The sequence below is a fragment of the Streptomyces sp. NPDC051218 genome, from assembly GCF_044455475.1.
Lineage (GTDB): Bacteria > Actinomycetota > Actinomycetes > Streptomycetales > Streptomycetaceae > Streptomyces.
The window spans coordinates 1-15,765 of sequence record NZ_JBITEU010000004.1 but is presented as its reverse complement, the minus strand read 5'-3'; the positions used below and the strand labels follow the sequence as shown (position 1 = coordinate 15,765).

Here is a 15,765-nt window from a genome sequence, read left to right as displayed (position 1 = left end):
ATCGCGGAATACGGAAACGGAATCGGGGAGTCGCCCGTGTACGTGCAGCAGCTGGAGCCCGTGGCCGGTTCGCTCGGCCTGTCCGCCCTCATAGCGACCCTGCCCCTGCTCACCGTCCTCGTCCTGCTCGGCGTCGTCCGCATGAAGGCCCACCACGCGGGTCTCATCGGCCTCGGAGTCGCCGCCGCGGTCGCCTGGGCCGCGTACGGGATGCCGCTCGGCCAGACCGCATCCGGCGCCGCGCAAGGCGCCCTCTTCGGGCTCTTCCCCATCCTGTGGATCGTCGTCAACGCCCTGTGGGTGTACCGGATGACGGTCCGCACCCGGCACTTCGACATCCTGCGCCGCTCCTTCGGGCGGCTCTCGGACGACCCCCGCATCCAGGCGCTCGTCGTGGCCTTCTGCTTCGGGGCGCTCCTTGAGGCACTCGCCGGCTTCGGGGCGCCCGTCGCGATCTCCGCGGTCATGCTGGTGGCGCTCGGCTTCGACCCGGTCAAAGCCGCGGTCGTCGCCCTCGTGGCCAACACCGCGCCCGTCGCCTTCGGCGCCATGGGCACACCGGTGGTGACGCTCGCGCAGGTCACGGGGCTCCCGCTGGACACCGTCGCCACGGTCGTCGGCCGCCAGACGCCGCTGCTCGCCCTGGTGGTGCCGCTGCTCCTGGTCTTCCTGGTGGACGGGCGGCGCGGTCTGCGCGAGACCTGGGTGCCCGCCCTGGCGTGCGGATTCGCCTTCGCCGCCGCGCAGTTCGCCGCGTCCAACTACGTCTCGGCGCAACTGGCCGACATCGGGGCGGCGCTGGCCGGCGCGGGCGCGCTGATGGCGGTGCCCGGCGCCCGCAAACCCGCTGCCGAGCCCGTACGCGTCGCCGTCCTCACCGGCGTACGCAGCGAAGACCTCGACGAGGAGGACCCCCGCCCCGAGATCCTGCGCGCCTACGCCCCGTACGCCCTGATCGTCGCCATCTTCTCGGTCGCCCAGATCCCGCCGGTCAAGGACCTTCTTGCCGAGGCGACGCAGACCTTCGACTGGCCCTTCCTGAACGTCGCAGGTCCCGACGGTGACCCGGTCGGCGGGAACCTCTTCTCGTTGCCGCTCGTGGCGACCGGCGGCACGCTCGTGCTGCTCGCCGGTGTGGGCACGGCCGCCGTCATCGGGGTGCACGCGCGCGTGGCGGTGAAGGAGTGGCTCGCCACCGTGCACGAACTGCGGTTCGCGATCCTCACCGTCACCTCCGTGCTCGCCCTCGCGTACGTCATGAACCTGTCCGGGCAGGCTGCCACCATCGGCCACTTCGTGGCGGCGGCCGGGGCCGGGCTCGCCTTCCTGTCGCCGGTGCTCGGCTGGTTCGGCGTCGCGGTCTCCGGCTCCGACACCTCGGCCAACGCGCTCTTCGGCGCGCTCCAGGTGACGGCGGCTCAGCAGTCCGGGCTCTCGCCCGAACTGCTCGCGGCCGCCAACAGTTCCGGCGGCGTACTGGGCAAGATGATCTCACCGCAGAACCTGACGATCGCGTGCGCTGCGGTCGGACTCGCGGGCAAGGAGGGCGATCTGCTGCGCAAGGTGCTGCCCTGGAGCCTCGGCCTGCTCCTTGTGATGTGCCTGATCGTGGTGGGGCAGAGCACGGTGGTGCTCGGCTGGATGCTGCCGTGACGAGGCCTTGAGGGGCTGGCTGACGCGATGAGGTCCGGCCGGCGGCGGCTTGCCGCCGCGCACAGCTGGTTGTCAGTTGTTGCGGGTAGTTTGGGGTGACCGGCGAGCACTCGCCCGAGTGCTTTTCCGAAACCGCTGAACTCGCAGAACCTGCAGAGAGGGTTGGCCGTGACTGCTGATCTGTCCCAGATCGTGAAGGCGTACGACGTGCGCGGGGTGGTCCCGGATCAGTGGGACGAGTCGCTGGCCGAGCTGTTCGGGGCCGCCTTCGCGAAGGTGACGGGCGCGGACGCGATCGTGACCGGGCACGACATGCGGCCCTCGTCGCCGGGCCTCTCGCGGGCCTTCGCGCGCGGGGCCGCCGCGCTCGGCGTGGACGTCACGGAGATCGGCCTCTGCTCGACGGACCAGCTCTACTACGCGTCGGGGGCGCTGAACCTGCCGGGCGCGATGTTCACCGCCTCGCACAACCCCGCCCAGTACAACGGCATCAAGATGTGCCGCGCCGGGGCCGCCCCCGTCGGACAGGACACCGGCCTCGCCGAGATCCGCGCGCTCGTGGAGGGCTGGGCGGAGACCGGCGCCCCGGAGCCCGCGGCCACGCCCGGCACGCTCACCGAGCGGGACACCCTCAAGGACTACGCGGCGCATCTGCGCGGCCTGGTGGACCTGACCTCCATCCGCCCCCTCAAGGTCGTCGTCGACGCGGGCAACGGCATGGGCGGGCACACCGTTCCGACGGTCTTCGAGGGCCTGCCGCTCACGCTCGTGCCGATGTACTTCGAGTTGGACGGCACGTTCCCGAACCACGAGGCCAACCCTCTGGACCCGAAGAACATCGTGGACCTGCAGAAGCGGGTGCGCGAGGAGGGCGCCGACCTCGGCATCGCCTTCGACGGCGACGCGGACCGCTGCTTCGTCGTCGACCAGAACGGCGACCCGGTCTCCCCGTCGGCGATCACCGCCCTGGTCGCCTCGCGCGAGCTCGCCCGGAACGGCGGCAAGGGCACGGTCATCCACAACCTCATCACCTCCTGGTCGGTCCCCGAGGTCGTCAAGGAGAACGGCGGCACGCCGGTCCGCACCCGCGTGGGCCACTCCTTCATCAAGGAGGAGATGGCCAAGACGGGCGCCATCTTCGGCGGCGAGCACTCGGCGCACTACTACTTCCGGGACTTCTGGAACGCCGACACGGGCATGCTGGCCGCGCTCCACGTCCTCGCGGCGCTCGGCGGCCAGGACGGCCCGCTCTCGGCCCTCGTCGCGCAGTACGACCGCTATGCGGGCTCCGGCGAGATCAACTCCACGGTCGACGACCAGACGGCGCGCCTGGCCGCGATCAAGGCGCGGTACGCCGACCAGGAGGGCATCACGGTGGACGAACTGGACGGCCTCACGGTGACGTCCACGGACTGGTGGTTCAACGTCCGGGCCTCCAACACGGAACCCCTCCTGCGCCTGAACGTGGAAGCAAGGGACGAGCCCACCATGAACTCCACCCGAGACGAGGCCCTAGCCATCATCAGGGCCTGACCATCCGCCCACCGCGTTTGTAGGCAGGTGTTCGGCCGTGCCTGCCCACCCACCCCCGGCCGCCGCGTTTGTGGGCAGGCGTTCCGCAGGGCGGAACGGGTGGGCACAAACGTCCACCGGGCCGCAGACAACCAACGACAGTCGCTCTCCCGGGCCGCGGCCTGGGGCGAAGCCCCCGGCCCACCCCACTCCGGGCCCGGGGGCGCAGCCCCGGCCCACGCCCCACCCGGGGCCTGGGGCGAAGCTCCGGCCGGCGCCCACCCGGGGCCTGGGGCGAAGCCCCGGCCGAAGACACGCCCAAGGCCCAGGGGCCAGAGGTAGGCTGACCAGGCGACATCCCTCACCCCGCCCGCTCCCCCGCTCGAAGGGACCCACCCCATGCCGCTCGAAGCCGGCCTCCTGGAGATCCTCGCCTGCCCGGCCTGCCACGCCCCCCTCAAGGAGGCGGACACGGAGCTGGTCTGCACGGCAGCCGCGAAGGACTGCGGCCTCGCCTACCCCGTCCGCGACGGCATCCCCGTACTCCTCGTCGACGAGGCCCGCCGCCCCGCGTAGTACGGCCCCGCGAGGCCGTGCCAAGGCCCTGGCAAGGGCCTGCAAAGCCCCCGCAAGCCCAGCTCGAACCGCGTAACGGCACAGCGGCACATCGGCGTAACGGCGTAACGGCGTAACGACAAGAAGCGTGACCGGCGGCGGCCCCGCCCCGTCGCCCGGCGAATCGGAGGCCCGACCCCCATGTTGGACGAATCGCTCCTCGACGCCCCCGAGGCCCTCGCCGTGGCCGACCGCCGCGGCCTCCTCCGCGGCGCGGCGGAGGCAGGCGCACGCGTCCGCACAGCGGTGCGGCACGCCACGGAGGCCGGTCTCACCCAGCTCAAGCCGGACGGCCGCCCCCGGGCCATCCTGATCGCGGGCCCCGGCACGGCCGCCACCTGCGTGGCCGATCTGCTCGGCACCCTCGCGGGCGCCGGCTGCCCCGTGATCCGCCTCGCCCCCACCGGCGTGGCCCCCGCGGCAGGCGCCCTGCGCTGGGCGCTCCCCGGCTGGGCGGGCCCCCTGGACCTGCTGCTCATCGCAACCCCGGACGGCACGGAACCAGGCCTCGAACTCCTCGCGGAACAGGCCTACCGCCGCGGCTGCACGGTCGTGGCCGTCGCCCCCGCCCGCTCCCCGCTGGCCGAAGGCGTGGAGGGCTCGCACGGCCTCACCGTCGCGATGGCCACATCCCCGTACGGGGAGTACGAGGCCCCGCACGACGGAGAGCGCGCCTCCGAGTCGTACGAGGCGCGCCGCCTTGACGACGAGGCCGCAGCCTCCGCCCCCGCCACCCTCTGGGCCCTGCTCACCCCGCTCCTCATCCTCCTGGACCGCACCGGCCTGATCACCGCACCGGCCGAGACCCTGGAGAAGATCGCGGACCGCCTCGACCACGTCGCGGAACGCTGCGGCCCCGTCATCGCGACGTACAGCAACCCCGCCAAGACGCTCGCCGCCGAGCTGGCCGAAGCCCTCCCGGTGATCTGGACCGAGGGCCGTTTCGCGGGCCCCGCGGGCCGCCGCTTCGCGGCCACGCTCGCCGAGCTCGCCGGGCACCCCGCGGTCGCCGGTGAACTGCCCGAGTCCCTGCCCGCGCACGGCGCCCTGCTCGCGGGCAACCTCGCCCCCAGCGAGGACGGTGACGATTTCTTCCGCGACCGCGTCGAGGAACCCCAGCAGCTGCGCGCCCGCGTCGTCCTGCTCCGCGACCGCCCGGTGGACGCCGGAGGCCTCAGCGCCGCACCCGCGGCCCGCGAGCTGGCCCACGGCCACGACATCGCGCTCAGCGAGCTCGAACCGGAGGACGGCGACGACCTGGAGTCCCTCGCGGAGCTGATCGCCGTCACGGATTTCGCCGCCGTTTACCTGGCGCTCGCCCCGAGGGACCGATCATGACCTCGGCCCGGTCATGACCTGAGACCCCGCGCCGGCGCACCAATGCTGCCCCAGCGCACCAGCGCACCAGCGCACCAGCGCACCACTGCACCAGCGCACGTACGTACGTAAGGGAGAACCCCTCCGTGGACCGCCTCACCAACACCATCCGCCCCTACGCCTGGGGTTCCACCACCGCCATCCCGGAGCTCATCGGCGTCGAGCCGACCGGTGAGCCGCAGGCCGAGATGTGGATGGGCGCCCACCCCGGCGCGCCCTCGCGCACCGAGCGCGGCCCGCTCGACGAGGTGATCGACGAGGACCCCGGGCACGAGCTCGGCAGGGCGGCCGTGGCCAAGTTCGGCCCGCGCCTGCCCTTCCTCCTCAAGCTCCTCGCGGCAGGCGCCCCCCTCTCCCTCCAGGTCCACCCCGACCTGGAGCAGGCGAGGGAGGGCTACGAGGACGAGGAGAGCCGGGGCGTCCCGATCGACGCCCCGCACCGCAACTACAAGGACGCCAACCACAAGCCCGAACTGATCTGCGCCCTCACGGAGTTCGACGGCCTCTGCGGCTTCCGCGACCCCGTCGAGGCCGCGGACCTGCTGGCCGGGCTCGGCGTCGACTCCTTGAAGCCGTACGTCGATCTGCTGCACGCCAAGCCCGAGGACGGCGCCCTGCGCGAGGTCCTGACGGCCGTCCTGACCGCGGATCCCGAGGAGATGGCCGCGACCGTCACCGAGGTCACCGAGGCCGCCAACCGCCTCGGCGGCGCCTACGCCCCGTACGCGGGCATCGCGCACCACTACCCCGGCGACCCCGGCGTCATCGCGGCGATGCTCCTCAACCACGTCCGACTGCAGCCCGGCGAGGCCCTGTTCCTCGGCGCCGGAGTCCCGCACGCCTACCTCGACGGCCTCGGCGTGGAGATCATGGCGAACTCGGACAACGTGCTGCGCTGCGGACTGACCCCCAAGCACGTCGACGTACCCGAACTCCTGCGCATCGTCCGCTTCGAGCCGACCGACCCCGGAGTGCTGCGGCCGGAGGCTTCGCCCGACGGCGAAGAGGTCTACGAAACCCCGATCGACGAGTTCCGCCTCTCCCGCTTCGTCCTGCCCGACGGCGCGGCACCGCACGACCTCACCGCCGCCACCCCGCAGATCCTGCTCTGCGTCGCGGGCACCGTCCGCGTGGGCGACGCCGGCGAACTCACGGCCGGTCAGTCCGTGTTCGTCCCCGCGGACGAAAAGGCCGAACTGTCCGGAGTGGGCACGGTCTTCCGGGCCACTGTGGTGGCCTGACGCACCGCCGCCTCCTCGTGCTGCAACAATGACCCACCGCAAAGGCCGGGCAAAGCGGCAGTGGACAAGCAACGTACGCAGGCGAAGGGACAACGGGCACACATGAGCGCGTCAGGCGGAACAAAGGCGATTGTCGCGGCACTCGCCGCGAACCTCGCGATCGCGGTGGCGAAGTTCGTCGCGTTCATCTTCAGTGGCTCGTCGTCGATGCTCGCCGAGAGCGTGCACTCGCTCGCGGACTCGGGCAACCAGGGGCTGCTGCTCCTCGGCGGCAAGAAGGCGAAGCGCGAGGCGACCCCGCAACACCCCTTCGGCTACGGGCGCGAGCGCTACATCTACGCCTTCCTGGTCTCCATCGTGCTCTTCTCGGTCGGCGGCATGTTCGCCATCTACGAGGGCTACGAGAAGATCAAGCACCCGCACGAGATCGAGGCCTGGTACTGGCCGGTCGGCGTCCTGGTGTTCGCGATCATCGCCGAGGCCTTCTCCTTCCGTACGGCCATCAAGGAGTCGAACCACACGCGCGGCAACCTCACTTGGACGCAGTTCATCCGCCGCGCGAAGGCGCCCGAGCTGCCCGTCGTGCTCCTGGAGGACCTGGGCGCGCTGGTCGGTCTGATCCTGGCCCTCGTCGGCGTCAGCCTCGCGCTCGCGACGGGCGACGGCGTCTGGGACGGCATCGGCACCCTCTGCATCGGTGTGCTCCTGATCCTCATCGCGATCATCCTCGCCGCGGAGACCAAGTCCCTTCTCCTGGGCGAGGCCGCGGGCACGGAGGACGTCGAGAAGATCGAGAAGGTGCTGGTCGACGGAGACACGGTCACCCGCGTCATCCACATGCGCACGCTGCACCTCGGCCCCGAGGAGCTCCTGGTCGCCGCCAAGATCGCCGTCCAGCGGAACGAGACGGCCGCCGAGGTGGCCGCCGCCATCAACGCAGCCGAGGAGCGCATCCGCGCCGCGGTCCCGATCGCCCGCGTGATCTACCTGGAGCCGGACATCTACAGCGAGTCGGCGGCCGCCGAGGGCACCAACCCGGCGAAGTCGCCGGGCGCCCACTGACCTTCCGCCACTCCCGTACGCAGTTGGGGCCCCGCACCGTGCAGGTGCGGGGCCCCAACTGCGTGTATGGATCGGCTGGGAGTCAGCGCACCTCGCGCAGCACCTCGAGGATCGCCGCCTCGTCGGGCGCCGCCTCCAGCCGCTCCCGGAAGCCGGTGTCCATCAGCTTGCGCGACAGCAGCGCGAGAATCCGCAGGTGCTCGTCGCCCGCGGCCGCCTCCGGTACGGAGATCATGAAGATGAGCTTGGCCTTCGTACCGTCGAGCGCACCCCACTCGATGCCCTCGGCCGACCGCGCGAACCCGACGACCGGCGAGGTCACCGCGTCGGTCTTCGCGTGCGGGATGGCGATCTCCTCGCCCAGGCCGGTCGTGCCCTGCTCCTCGCGGCGCAGCGCGGTCCGCACGAGCTCCTCGACGTCGTCCACCTTGCCGGTGGCCGCAAGGAGGTTCGCCATCTCGCGGATCGCGGAGTCCTTGTCGGCGGAGTCCAGCTGGACCTTCACGGTCTGCTCGGTGAGATAGCCGGAAAGGACTTCATCGTCCTCGTCCTGCTCCTCGGGGGCGGGCGCGGCGGCGGGCACGGCGGCTGCCGCCGGGGCAGGGGCCACAGCCCCGGCAGGGGCCTTCTGCGGCGCCGCGGATGCCCCGGAGCCGACGGCTCCGGCGCCCGCGCTCGCTCCAGAGCCCACTCCCGCGCCCACTCCCGTACCCGCTCCCACGCCCGCGAGGGCCGGCTCGGGGCCGCCCGGCACGTCCACGACCGGCGCCCCGCGCCGCTTGCGTTCGCTGATGTCGACCAGAGTGACCGTGGCGAGGGCGGTGACCACGGTGCCGCACGCGATGGCGAGGAAGAACATCGGTACGCCCCCGACGGCGCCGAGAACGGCCACGATCGGTCCGCCGTGCGGCACCGCGTCCTTCACGCTCGCGAGCCCCGCGATCGCACCGGCGACGGCGCCGCCGAGCATGTTCGCCGGGATGACCTGCGCCGGCCTCGCGGCCGCGAAGGGGATCGCACCCTCCGAGATGCCGAACATGCCCATGAACAGCGCGGCCATGCCGGTCTCGCGCTCCTGCTGGGAGTACAGCCGGCGCCTGATCAGCGTGGCCAGGCCCTGGCCGAGCGGCATGACCGGGATCGCCGCGGCGCACATGCCCATGACGGTCTGGTTGCCGGTCGCGATGAGGCCCGTACCGAACAGGAAGGCGGTCTTGTTGACCGGACCGCCCATGTCGAACGCGATCATCAGCCCGAGGATCGCGCCGAGCAGGATCGCGCTGGTCCCGGTCATCCCGCTGAGCCAGTCGGTCAGATGCTCGAAGATCCACGAGATCGGCTTGCCGATGACGTAGATGAAGAAGAGGCCGAGTGCCGTCGTCGCGACGATGGGGATCACGATGATCGGCATGATCGGCTGGGCGAACTTCGGGACCTTGACCTTCTTGATCCACAGCACCAGATAACCGGCGAGGAAGCCGGTCACGATGGCCCCGATGAAGCCGGCGCCCGCCTTGGAGTCGTACAGCTCGCCGGTGTTGGCGATCCAGCCGCCGATCATGCCGGGCACGAGCGCGGGCCGGTCGCCGATCGCATAGGCGATATAGCCGGAGAGGATCGGCACCATCAGCGTGAAGCCGATGACTCCGATGGCGTTGACGTGCGCCCAGAAGGTGCCCTCGGGGATCACATAGCCCTTGGCGGTCGCGTCACCGCCGAGCGCGAGCGAGATCGCGATCAGCAGACCACCGACCACGACGAACGGAATCATGTACGAGACGCCGTTCATCAGCGCCTTGTACGCGAGACTCCGCTCCTTGCCGCCCCCGCCGCCGGTCGAGGCGGCCTCGGCGGACCCGCCGCCACCGCCTCCGCCGTGCACGGGCGCGCCCTGCACCTGCTCGATCAGCTGCTCGGGGTGGCTGATGCCTTCGGACACCCCGACGGACAGCACGCGCTTGCCCACGAAACGGCCGCGGTCGACGTCCTTGTCCGCCGCGATGATGATGCCGTCAGCGTCCCTGACATCGTTGTCAGTCAAGACATTCTCGGCCCCGATGGAGCCCTGCGTCTCCACCTTCATGTCGATGCCGAGGCTCTCCGCCGCCTGCGAGAGCTTCTCCGCCGCCATGTACGTGTGGGCGATACCGGTCGGACAGGCGGTCACGGCGAGCAGCTTGAGCTTCTTCTGCTCGCCGCTGCTCCCGCCTATGGGGGGATCGGCCGGATGGGTCACGTGGATCTCCTAACGCCTTCGCCAAACAAGATCGCGCAAATGTTCCCGATCTCAAGGCATCCTGCAACACGCAAGCACAGGTTCAAAAGCGCAAAGGTCCCGAATCGGCGGGTCTGTGGCCCCCTCCGCGGCCCCGCCCGGCCACATCCGTGGCCCTCCCCGGGGCGTTACGCCCGCTCCGACGCCCCGGGGAGGCGGGCTGGGGCTCGCTGGGCCAATCGGTGTAGCTTTGTGACCGAGCCAGACGTCGCTGCTGATGGCGGTCGGGCGGCCCCTGCGCGGGTGCCGTCCGAGGGAGAGAGGGCCTCCGACGGACTGCGCTGCTGCGCAACCGGTGCTCTTCTGTGCCGTTGTCGCAGGTCAGCCATGTCCACCCACCCTCGATCAATCCCACGAGGAGCAGCTCGCCAATGACGACTCTCATCAACGGCCAGGACTTCAAGGTCGCCGATCTCTCCCTGGCCGAGTTCGGCCGCAAGGAGATCACCCTCGCCGAGCACGAGATGCCCGGCCTGATGTCGATCCGCAAGGAGTTCGCCGCCACCCAGCCGCTGGCCGGCGCCCGCATCATGGGCTCGCTGCACATGACCGTGCAGACCGCCGTCCTCATCGAGACCCTGGTCGCCCTGGGCGCCGAGGTCCGCTGGGTCTCCTGCAACATCTTCTCGACCCAGGACCACGCGGCCGCGGCCATCGCCGTCGGTCCGAACGGCACCCCGGACAACCCCCAGGGCATCCCGGTCTTCGCCTGGAAGGGCGAGACCCTGGAGGAGTACTGGTGGTGCACGGAGCAGGCGCTGACCTGGCCGAACACCCCCACCGGCGGCCCGAACATGATCCTGGACGACGGTGGCGACGCCACCCTCCTCGTCCACAAGGGCGTCGAGTACGAGAAGGACGGCAAGGTCCCGTCCGAGGACACGGCGGAGTCGGACGAGCACCGCGTCATCCTCCAGCTCCTCAACCGCACCATCACCGATGGCTCGCAGAAGTGGACCCAGCTCGCCTCGGAGATCCGCGGCGTGACGGAGGAGACCACGACGGGCGTCCACCGCCTGTACGAGATGCACCGTGACGGCACCCTGCTCTTCCCGGCGATCAACGTGAACGACGCCGTGACGAAGTCGAAGTTCGACAACAAGTACGGCTGCCGCCACTCCCTGATCGACGGCATCAACCGCGCCACGGACGTCCTGATCGGCGGCAAGACCGCACTGGTCTGCGGCTACGGCGACGTCGGCAAGGGCTGCGCGGAGTCCCTCCGCGGCCAGGGCGCACGCGTGATCATCACCGAGGTCGACCCGATCTGCGCCCTTCAGGCGGCGATGGACGGCTTCCAGGTCACGACGCTGGACGAGGTCGTCGACAAGGTCGACATCTTCGTGACGACGACCGGCAACAAGGACATCATCATGGCCTCGGACATGGCCAAGATGAAGCACCAGGCGATCGTCGGGAACATCGGCCACTTCGACAACGAGATCGACATGGCCGGTCTGGCCAAGATCCCGGGCATCGTCAAGGACGAGGTCAAGCCGCAGGTCCACACGTGGACGTTCCCCGACGGCAAGGTCCTCATCGTCCTGTCCGAGGGCCGCCTGCTGAACCTGGGCAACGCGACCGGCCACCCGTCCTTCGTGATGTCCAACTCCTTCGCGGACCAGACCCTGGCCCAGATCGAGCTGTTCACCAAGCAGGAGGAGTACCCCACCGACGTCTACGTCCTCCCGAAGCACCTGGACGAGAAGGTCGCCCGCCTCCACCTGGACTCGCTCGGCGTCAAGCTCACGACGCTGCGCCCGGAGCAGGCCTCGTACATCGGCGTAGAGGTAGAGGGCCCGTACAAGCCGGACCACTACCGCTACTGAGCAGCCCGCCGGTCCACACCCCCGGCCCCCGCTCAACCGCAGGCCCTCGCCCTCCCGGCGGGGGCCTGCACCCGTCCGTGCCACGTCGCCGCTGGCCCGCCGACCATCGCCTGGCCGCAGACGCGGGCTCCCCGAACGGCCCCGACCGTCCGTCGAGCACCGCCGCCCTGGGAGGCGGCGGGGCAGGCCTCGCGTCTGCGGGCGTTGCTGCGGGCGTTAGGGGCCGGAGACGTGCGGTTGCGCGGTCTGGCCCGCTTTGGGCCGTGGTCCGGGCCCGGGATCTTGCCATGCTGCGGATGCGGGCTGCCGGAAGGGCCAGCGGCTGCCCGTCGAGCGGCGTTGATCTGGAAGGGCGGAGCAGGCTCGCGCCCCTGCTTATCTGGGGCCTGAGCCGTTCAGTTGCGCGGTAGGGGCCTGCCCCAGGTCTGGCCGGGGCGAGCAGCTCGCCTCGCTGCGTGCGGGCTGCCGATACGCGCCTGGTTGCCCGGCCGAGCATGCTGCCCCGGGAGGGGCGCGGCAGGCTCGCACCCATGGGCATCTGGGGCCGGAGGGTGCTCAGTTGCGCAGCTGATCCTGCGGGCTCTGGTCGAGCGAGGGCGGCGGAGGGCTCGCGTCCGCGGGCCTCCGGAGTCCTCCGGGGTCCGAGGCACCCGCGTGCACGGCCGACCCGCCTCTGGTCCGTCTGACGGACCTGGCCCCTGGCTTCCCACCCAGCACTGCTGGCTGGCTCAGGACCCGGCAGACACGCCCCTGCCCCGCCCCGCAGCAGACGCCGGCCCCGAAGCCGAGCGGCGCACCCCTGGGCTGTCGACGTCCGTCGTGCCGCAAGGCTACGAGGAGCGAGGCGGGCGGCGGCAGGGGCAGCGCGCAGGCGCCCCGGCAGGCGCCACGACGATGCCGTTCACAGACATGGCCACGTCCGGCGCCGCGAGGCGGCCGGTCGCGGTGATCGCGTACGCGGCGGCCCCCTGGCCCGGAGCGGCACGGCATCATGGCTGGCCTACCTTGGGCTCCGGGATGGACCGAGCAGACCTTCCCTATGGCGGGCTCCGGCGTTCTGCCCCGCCCCTCGGACGAGAAACCGCCCCCTACAAGGACCGAGCCCCATGCCCCGCGGCCACTATTCGCTTCACGATCCGCATGACCACACCCCCCTCGGTGAAGAACACTTCCACTGCGCCCCCGGTCCCTCCGGCTGGCGCTATGTCGCGCAGCGGAACGCAGCCTCGGGTGAGCCCGCCGGCTCCGTGGACCTCGCCCTCGATGAGCTCGGCCGCCCCATCCGCCTCGAACTGCACGCGGGGGACTGGCAGATCCGCGCCGCGGCCATCGACGGCGTCACCTGGGTCCGCACCGACCCCACCGGCACCCACGCCAACGAAAACAACGCCCCCGCCCACGCCTTCACGGGCACATCCCCCGCTTTCCTCGTCGCGACAACACGCCTCCTGCGCCTCACCCCCGCTTCCCCCGCGACCCGCGTCCGCCTCGTCGCCTTCACGGACCCGGTCCTCGCCCCCCGCACCCTCGACCAGTCCTGGGCCCTGCTGAAAAGCGAAGCACACACCACTGACAACGGCCCTCTGATCGTGGACGAATACCAGGTCACAGCCTTGGACACCGGCGAGCAGCACGCGATCCACATCTCCGGCGACGTCGTACTCTCCGCCCCCGGCATGGAGCTCGAGAACCTCGAATCCCCGCCGTCGACGTTCGCCTGACCTCGACCCCGCCCCCGACCCCGAGCGGGATCTCTACGCGGGCGGCACGAACCCGGTGCCGGGAGGCGCGGCCTCCGCGTCACGCGGCTCCCGCACGACCGGGGGCCCCGCCGCGGGATGCTCCGGGTACACCGGCCGAGCGGGGGCAGCAGGCGCCTCGTACACCGTCCCGGCAGCCGGCGCCGCACCCCCACCCCCGAACGCCCGCCGAGCATCCCGCGCCTGCCGCTCCTGCACGACCGCGGCCAGGTACGCCGCCGGCGGCACACCCTGCGGAGCCGGCGCCCCCGTACGCTCCGCGAGATCCCCGGCGAGCCGCTCGGCCATCGTCCAGCCCACCTGCGGGTCCAACTGCCCCATCCGCGTCAGGTACTGCCTGATCGCGAGCCACAGCCCGTCAGGCACCCCGGACAGGTCGAGCCCGGAGAACCGCCCCGCGAGCCAAGGCGGCGGCGGAGGAATGAAGGGCGTCCGCCCGGCCGGCACCCGCTCCCGCACGACGAGCGTCCCCGCGAACACATCCCCGAGCCGTCGCCCCCGCGCCGACACCAGCGAAGCGATGCACGCGACGACCCCGAACGTCAGCAGAATCTCGACGACCCCCACCGCACCCCGCACCAACGCGTGCCGGAATCGAATCGGCCCCCCGTCGTCCCGCACCACCCGCAACCCACACGCCATCTTGCCCAGCGACCGCCCATGGCTCAGCGTCTCCACCGCGATCGGCCCGCCCACAAGGACCAGCACGAAGCTGGCGACGGCGACCGCCGCTGCCGCCGCGTCGTCCAACGAGGACGTAGAGGCCACGATCGTCACAGTCACCCCCAGGTACACCGCCCAGGCAAGCACCAAGTCGATCAGTACGGCGAGCCCACGACTCGGCAGCTTCGCCGGGCGCAGCTCCAGCGCCACCGCCTCGCCCGTCACCAGCTCACTCACGCCAACCGCCCTTCCCTGCCCTGCCCTAGGAACGGCCAGTCTGCCAAGCTGAGGCAGCATCGCGCCGCAGTACGAGGAGCAGCCACCTGATGGACCTCGACGTCTTCGTCTCCGCCCACCGAGCAGAGTGGGACCGACTCGACGCCCTGCTGCGCCGTCGGCGCCGCCTCAACGGAGCCGAGGCCGACGAACTCGTCGCGCTCTACCAACGCACCGCCACCCACCTCTCGCTCATCCAGTCCAGCGCCCCGGACCCGCAGCTCACCGGCCGCCTCACCCACCTCGTGGCACGCGCGCGTAGCGCGGTGACAGGCACCCGTCGCGCTTACTGGCGCGACGCCACACACTTCCTGAGCCATGGTTTCCCGGCAGCGGTCTACCGCTCCCGCCACTGGTGGGTCCCCACGGCCCTCCTCTCCACAGTCCTCGCGGCCGTCATCGGCTGGTGGATCGCCACACACCCCGAGGTCCAGTCCTCCATCGCGGCCCCCAGCGAACTGCGCGAGCTCACCCGCCCCGGCGGCGAGTACGAGACGTACTACTCGAGCCACCCGGCAGCGTCGTTCGCGGCCCAGGTCTGGACGAACAACGCCCAAGCAGCGGCCATGTGCCTGGTCCTGGGCGCCTTCCTCTGCTTTCCCGTCATCTGGATCCTCTTCCAGAACATGCTGAACCTGGGTGTGGGCATCGGCCTGATGTCCGACGCCGGCCGCCTCGACACCTTCCTCGGTCTGGTCCTGCCCCACGGCCTCCTGGAACTGACGGCGGTCTTCGTAGCCGCCGGGACGGGCCTGCGCCTCGGCTGGACCGTCATCGACCCCGGCCCGCGCTCACGCCGAACAGCCCTCGCCGAAGAGGGCAGAGCCGCTCTCGGCATGGCAGTGGGCCTGGCCCTGGTCCTGTTCATCTCCGGCGCCATCGAAGGCTTCGTCACGCCCTCCGGCCTGCCCACCTGGGCCCGCATCGGCATCGGAATCGCCGCTGAACTGGCCTTCCTCGTCTACGTCTACGTGCTGGGCGGCAGGGCGGCACGAGCCGGGGCTACGGGCGACCTGGACCCCGTGGAACGCAGTGCCACGGTCCCCACTGCAGCGTGATGTGCGTCCGCCCCTGCTGACCTGCTAGTGTCCTCGACGCCCCAGAAAAACCGTTGACACGGAAGGACTGGGGAGGTAGATTCGAACAGTTGCCTAGAGCTGGACAAGTCCAGCGGCGGCAGTTAATATCTGCCTGCTTCTTGATTCTCATAAGCCAAGAAGCCGCCCCCGATAAATCGGAAACTCCAGCCGGTAAGACCGGCCGAAAACTTCTGATAAAGTCGGACTCGCCGGAAAGGGAAACGCGAAAGCCGAAAGGCCGGAGCGGGAACCGGAAAGGCATCGAGGAAATCGGACACGAAAGAGTCTGATAGAGTCGGAAACGCAAGACAGCAAGACAAAATGAAACACCGAAGGGAAGCGCCCGGAGGAAAGCCCGAGAGGGTGAGTACAAAGGAAGCGTCCGTTCCTTGAGAACTCAACAGCGTGCCAAAAGTCAACGCC

Annotated in this window: 11 protein-coding genes; 9 read left to right on the top strand and 2 right to left on the bottom strand. The window is 70.8% G+C overall.

Translation table 11 applies throughout. The annotated features are described in order from the left end of the window. Window positions 1-36 precede the first annotated feature (36 nt). The 6 genes from ACIBCK_RS13665 to ACIBCK_RS13640 all read left to right on the top strand — a co-directional run bounded on the left by ACIBCK_RS13665 (window position 37) and on the right by ACIBCK_RS13640 (window position 7,460). Window positions 37-1,653 carry an L-lactate permease gene (locus ACIBCK_RS13665; RefSeq protein ID WP_399389809.1) on the top strand — a complete coding sequence of 539 codons (1,617 nt, stop codon included), beginning with the start codon at window positions 37-39 and terminating at the stop codon, window positions 1,651-1,653. Between the two features lie 168 nt (window positions 1,654-1,821). After that, entirely contained in the window at window positions 1,822-3,186 is a 1,365-nt protein-coding gene (locus tag ACIBCK_RS13660; RefSeq protein ID WP_399389808.1) for a phosphomannomutase/phosphoglucomutase, read from the top strand. Between the two features lie 378 nt (window positions 3,187-3,564). After that, entirely contained in the window at window positions 3,565-3,741 is a 177-nt protein-coding gene (locus tag ACIBCK_RS13655) for a Trm112 family protein (RefSeq protein ID WP_160505390.1), read from the top strand. A gap of 180 nt (window positions 3,742-3,921) precedes the next feature. Beyond that, window positions 3,922-5,118, top strand: coding sequence for an SIS domain-containing protein (locus ACIBCK_RS13650; RefSeq protein WP_399389806.1), 1,197 nt, complete (start codon window positions 3,922-3,924; stop codon window positions 5,116-5,118). A gap of 125 nt (window positions 5,119-5,243) precedes the next feature. Further along, on the top strand, window positions 5,244-6,398 hold the full coding sequence (gene manA / locus ACIBCK_RS13645; protein ID WP_399389804.1) for a mannose-6-phosphate isomerase, class I: 1,155 nt from the start codon (window positions 5,244-5,246) through the stop codon (window positions 6,396-6,398). Window positions 6,399-6,500: 102 nt separating this feature from the next. After that, window positions 6,501-7,460, top strand: coding sequence for a cation diffusion facilitator family transporter (locus ACIBCK_RS13640; RefSeq protein WP_399389802.1), 960 nt, complete (start codon window positions 6,501-6,503; stop codon window positions 7,458-7,460). An 82-nt stretch (window positions 7,461-7,542) separates the two neighbouring features. On the opposite strand, the gene ACIBCK_RS13635 is transcribed toward ACIBCK_RS13640, so the two are convergent. Further along, entirely contained in the window at window positions 7,543-9,696 is a 2,154-nt protein-coding gene (locus tag ACIBCK_RS13635; RefSeq protein ID WP_399389801.1) for a fructose-specific PTS transporter subunit EIIC, read from the bottom strand. A gap of 410 nt (window positions 9,697-10,106) precedes the next feature. Between ACIBCK_RS13635 and ahcY the strand changes: the two genes are divergently transcribed. Together ahcY and ACIBCK_RS13625 are read left to right on the top strand one after the other, a co-directional pair. Further along, window positions 10,107-11,564 carry an adenosylhomocysteinase gene (gene ahcY / locus ACIBCK_RS13630; RefSeq protein WP_399389799.1) on the top strand — a complete coding sequence of 486 codons (1,458 nt, stop codon included), beginning with the start codon at window positions 10,107-10,109 and terminating at the stop codon, window positions 11,562-11,564. 1,106 nt (window positions 11,565-12,670) lie between these two features. Continuing rightward, window positions 12,671-13,285, top strand: coding sequence for a hypothetical protein (locus ACIBCK_RS13625; RefSeq protein WP_399389798.1), 615 nt, complete (start codon window positions 12,671-12,673; stop codon window positions 13,283-13,285). A gap of 33 nt (window positions 13,286-13,318) precedes the next feature. On the opposite strand, the gene ACIBCK_RS13620 is transcribed toward ACIBCK_RS13625, so the two are convergent. Further along, a complete protein-coding gene (locus tag ACIBCK_RS13620; protein ID WP_399389797.1) occupies window positions 13,319-14,224 on the bottom strand; it encodes an RDD family protein in 906 nt (301 codons plus the stop codon). 89 nt (window positions 14,225-14,313) lie between these two features. Between ACIBCK_RS13620 and ACIBCK_RS13615 the strand changes: the two genes are divergently transcribed. Continuing rightward, window positions 14,314-15,321 carry a stage II sporulation protein M gene (locus ACIBCK_RS13615; RefSeq protein ID WP_399389795.1) on the top strand — a complete coding sequence of 336 codons (1,008 nt, stop codon included), beginning with the start codon at window positions 14,314-14,316 and terminating at the stop codon, window positions 15,319-15,321. Window positions 15,322-15,765: the final 444 nt, after the last annotated feature.

Bases quoted from the DNA above. Each gene is read 5' to 3' on its own strand.
- ACIBCK_RS13625 (WP_399389798.1), top strand. From the start codon at position 12,671: ATGCCCCGCGGCCACTATTCGCTTCACGATCCGCATGACCACACCCCC.
- ACIBCK_RS13640 (WP_399389802.1), top strand. From the start codon at position 6,501: ATGAGCGCGTCAGGCGGAACAAAGGCGATTGTCGCGGCACTCGCCGCG.
- ACIBCK_RS13615 (WP_399389795.1), top strand. From the start codon at position 14,314: ATGGACCTCGACGTCTTCGTCTCCGCCCACCGAGCAGAGTGGGACCGA.
- ahcY (WP_399389799.1), top strand. From the start codon at position 10,107: ATGACGACTCTCATCAACGGCCAGGACTTCAAGGTCGCCGATCTCTCC.
- ACIBCK_RS13655 (WP_160505390.1), top strand. From the start codon at position 3,565: ATGCCGCTCGAAGCCGGCCTCCTGGAGATCCTCGCCTGCCCGGCCTGC.
- ACIBCK_RS13650 (WP_399389806.1), top strand. From the start codon at position 3,922: ATGTTGGACGAATCGCTCCTCGACGCCCCCGAGGCCCTCGCCGTGGCC.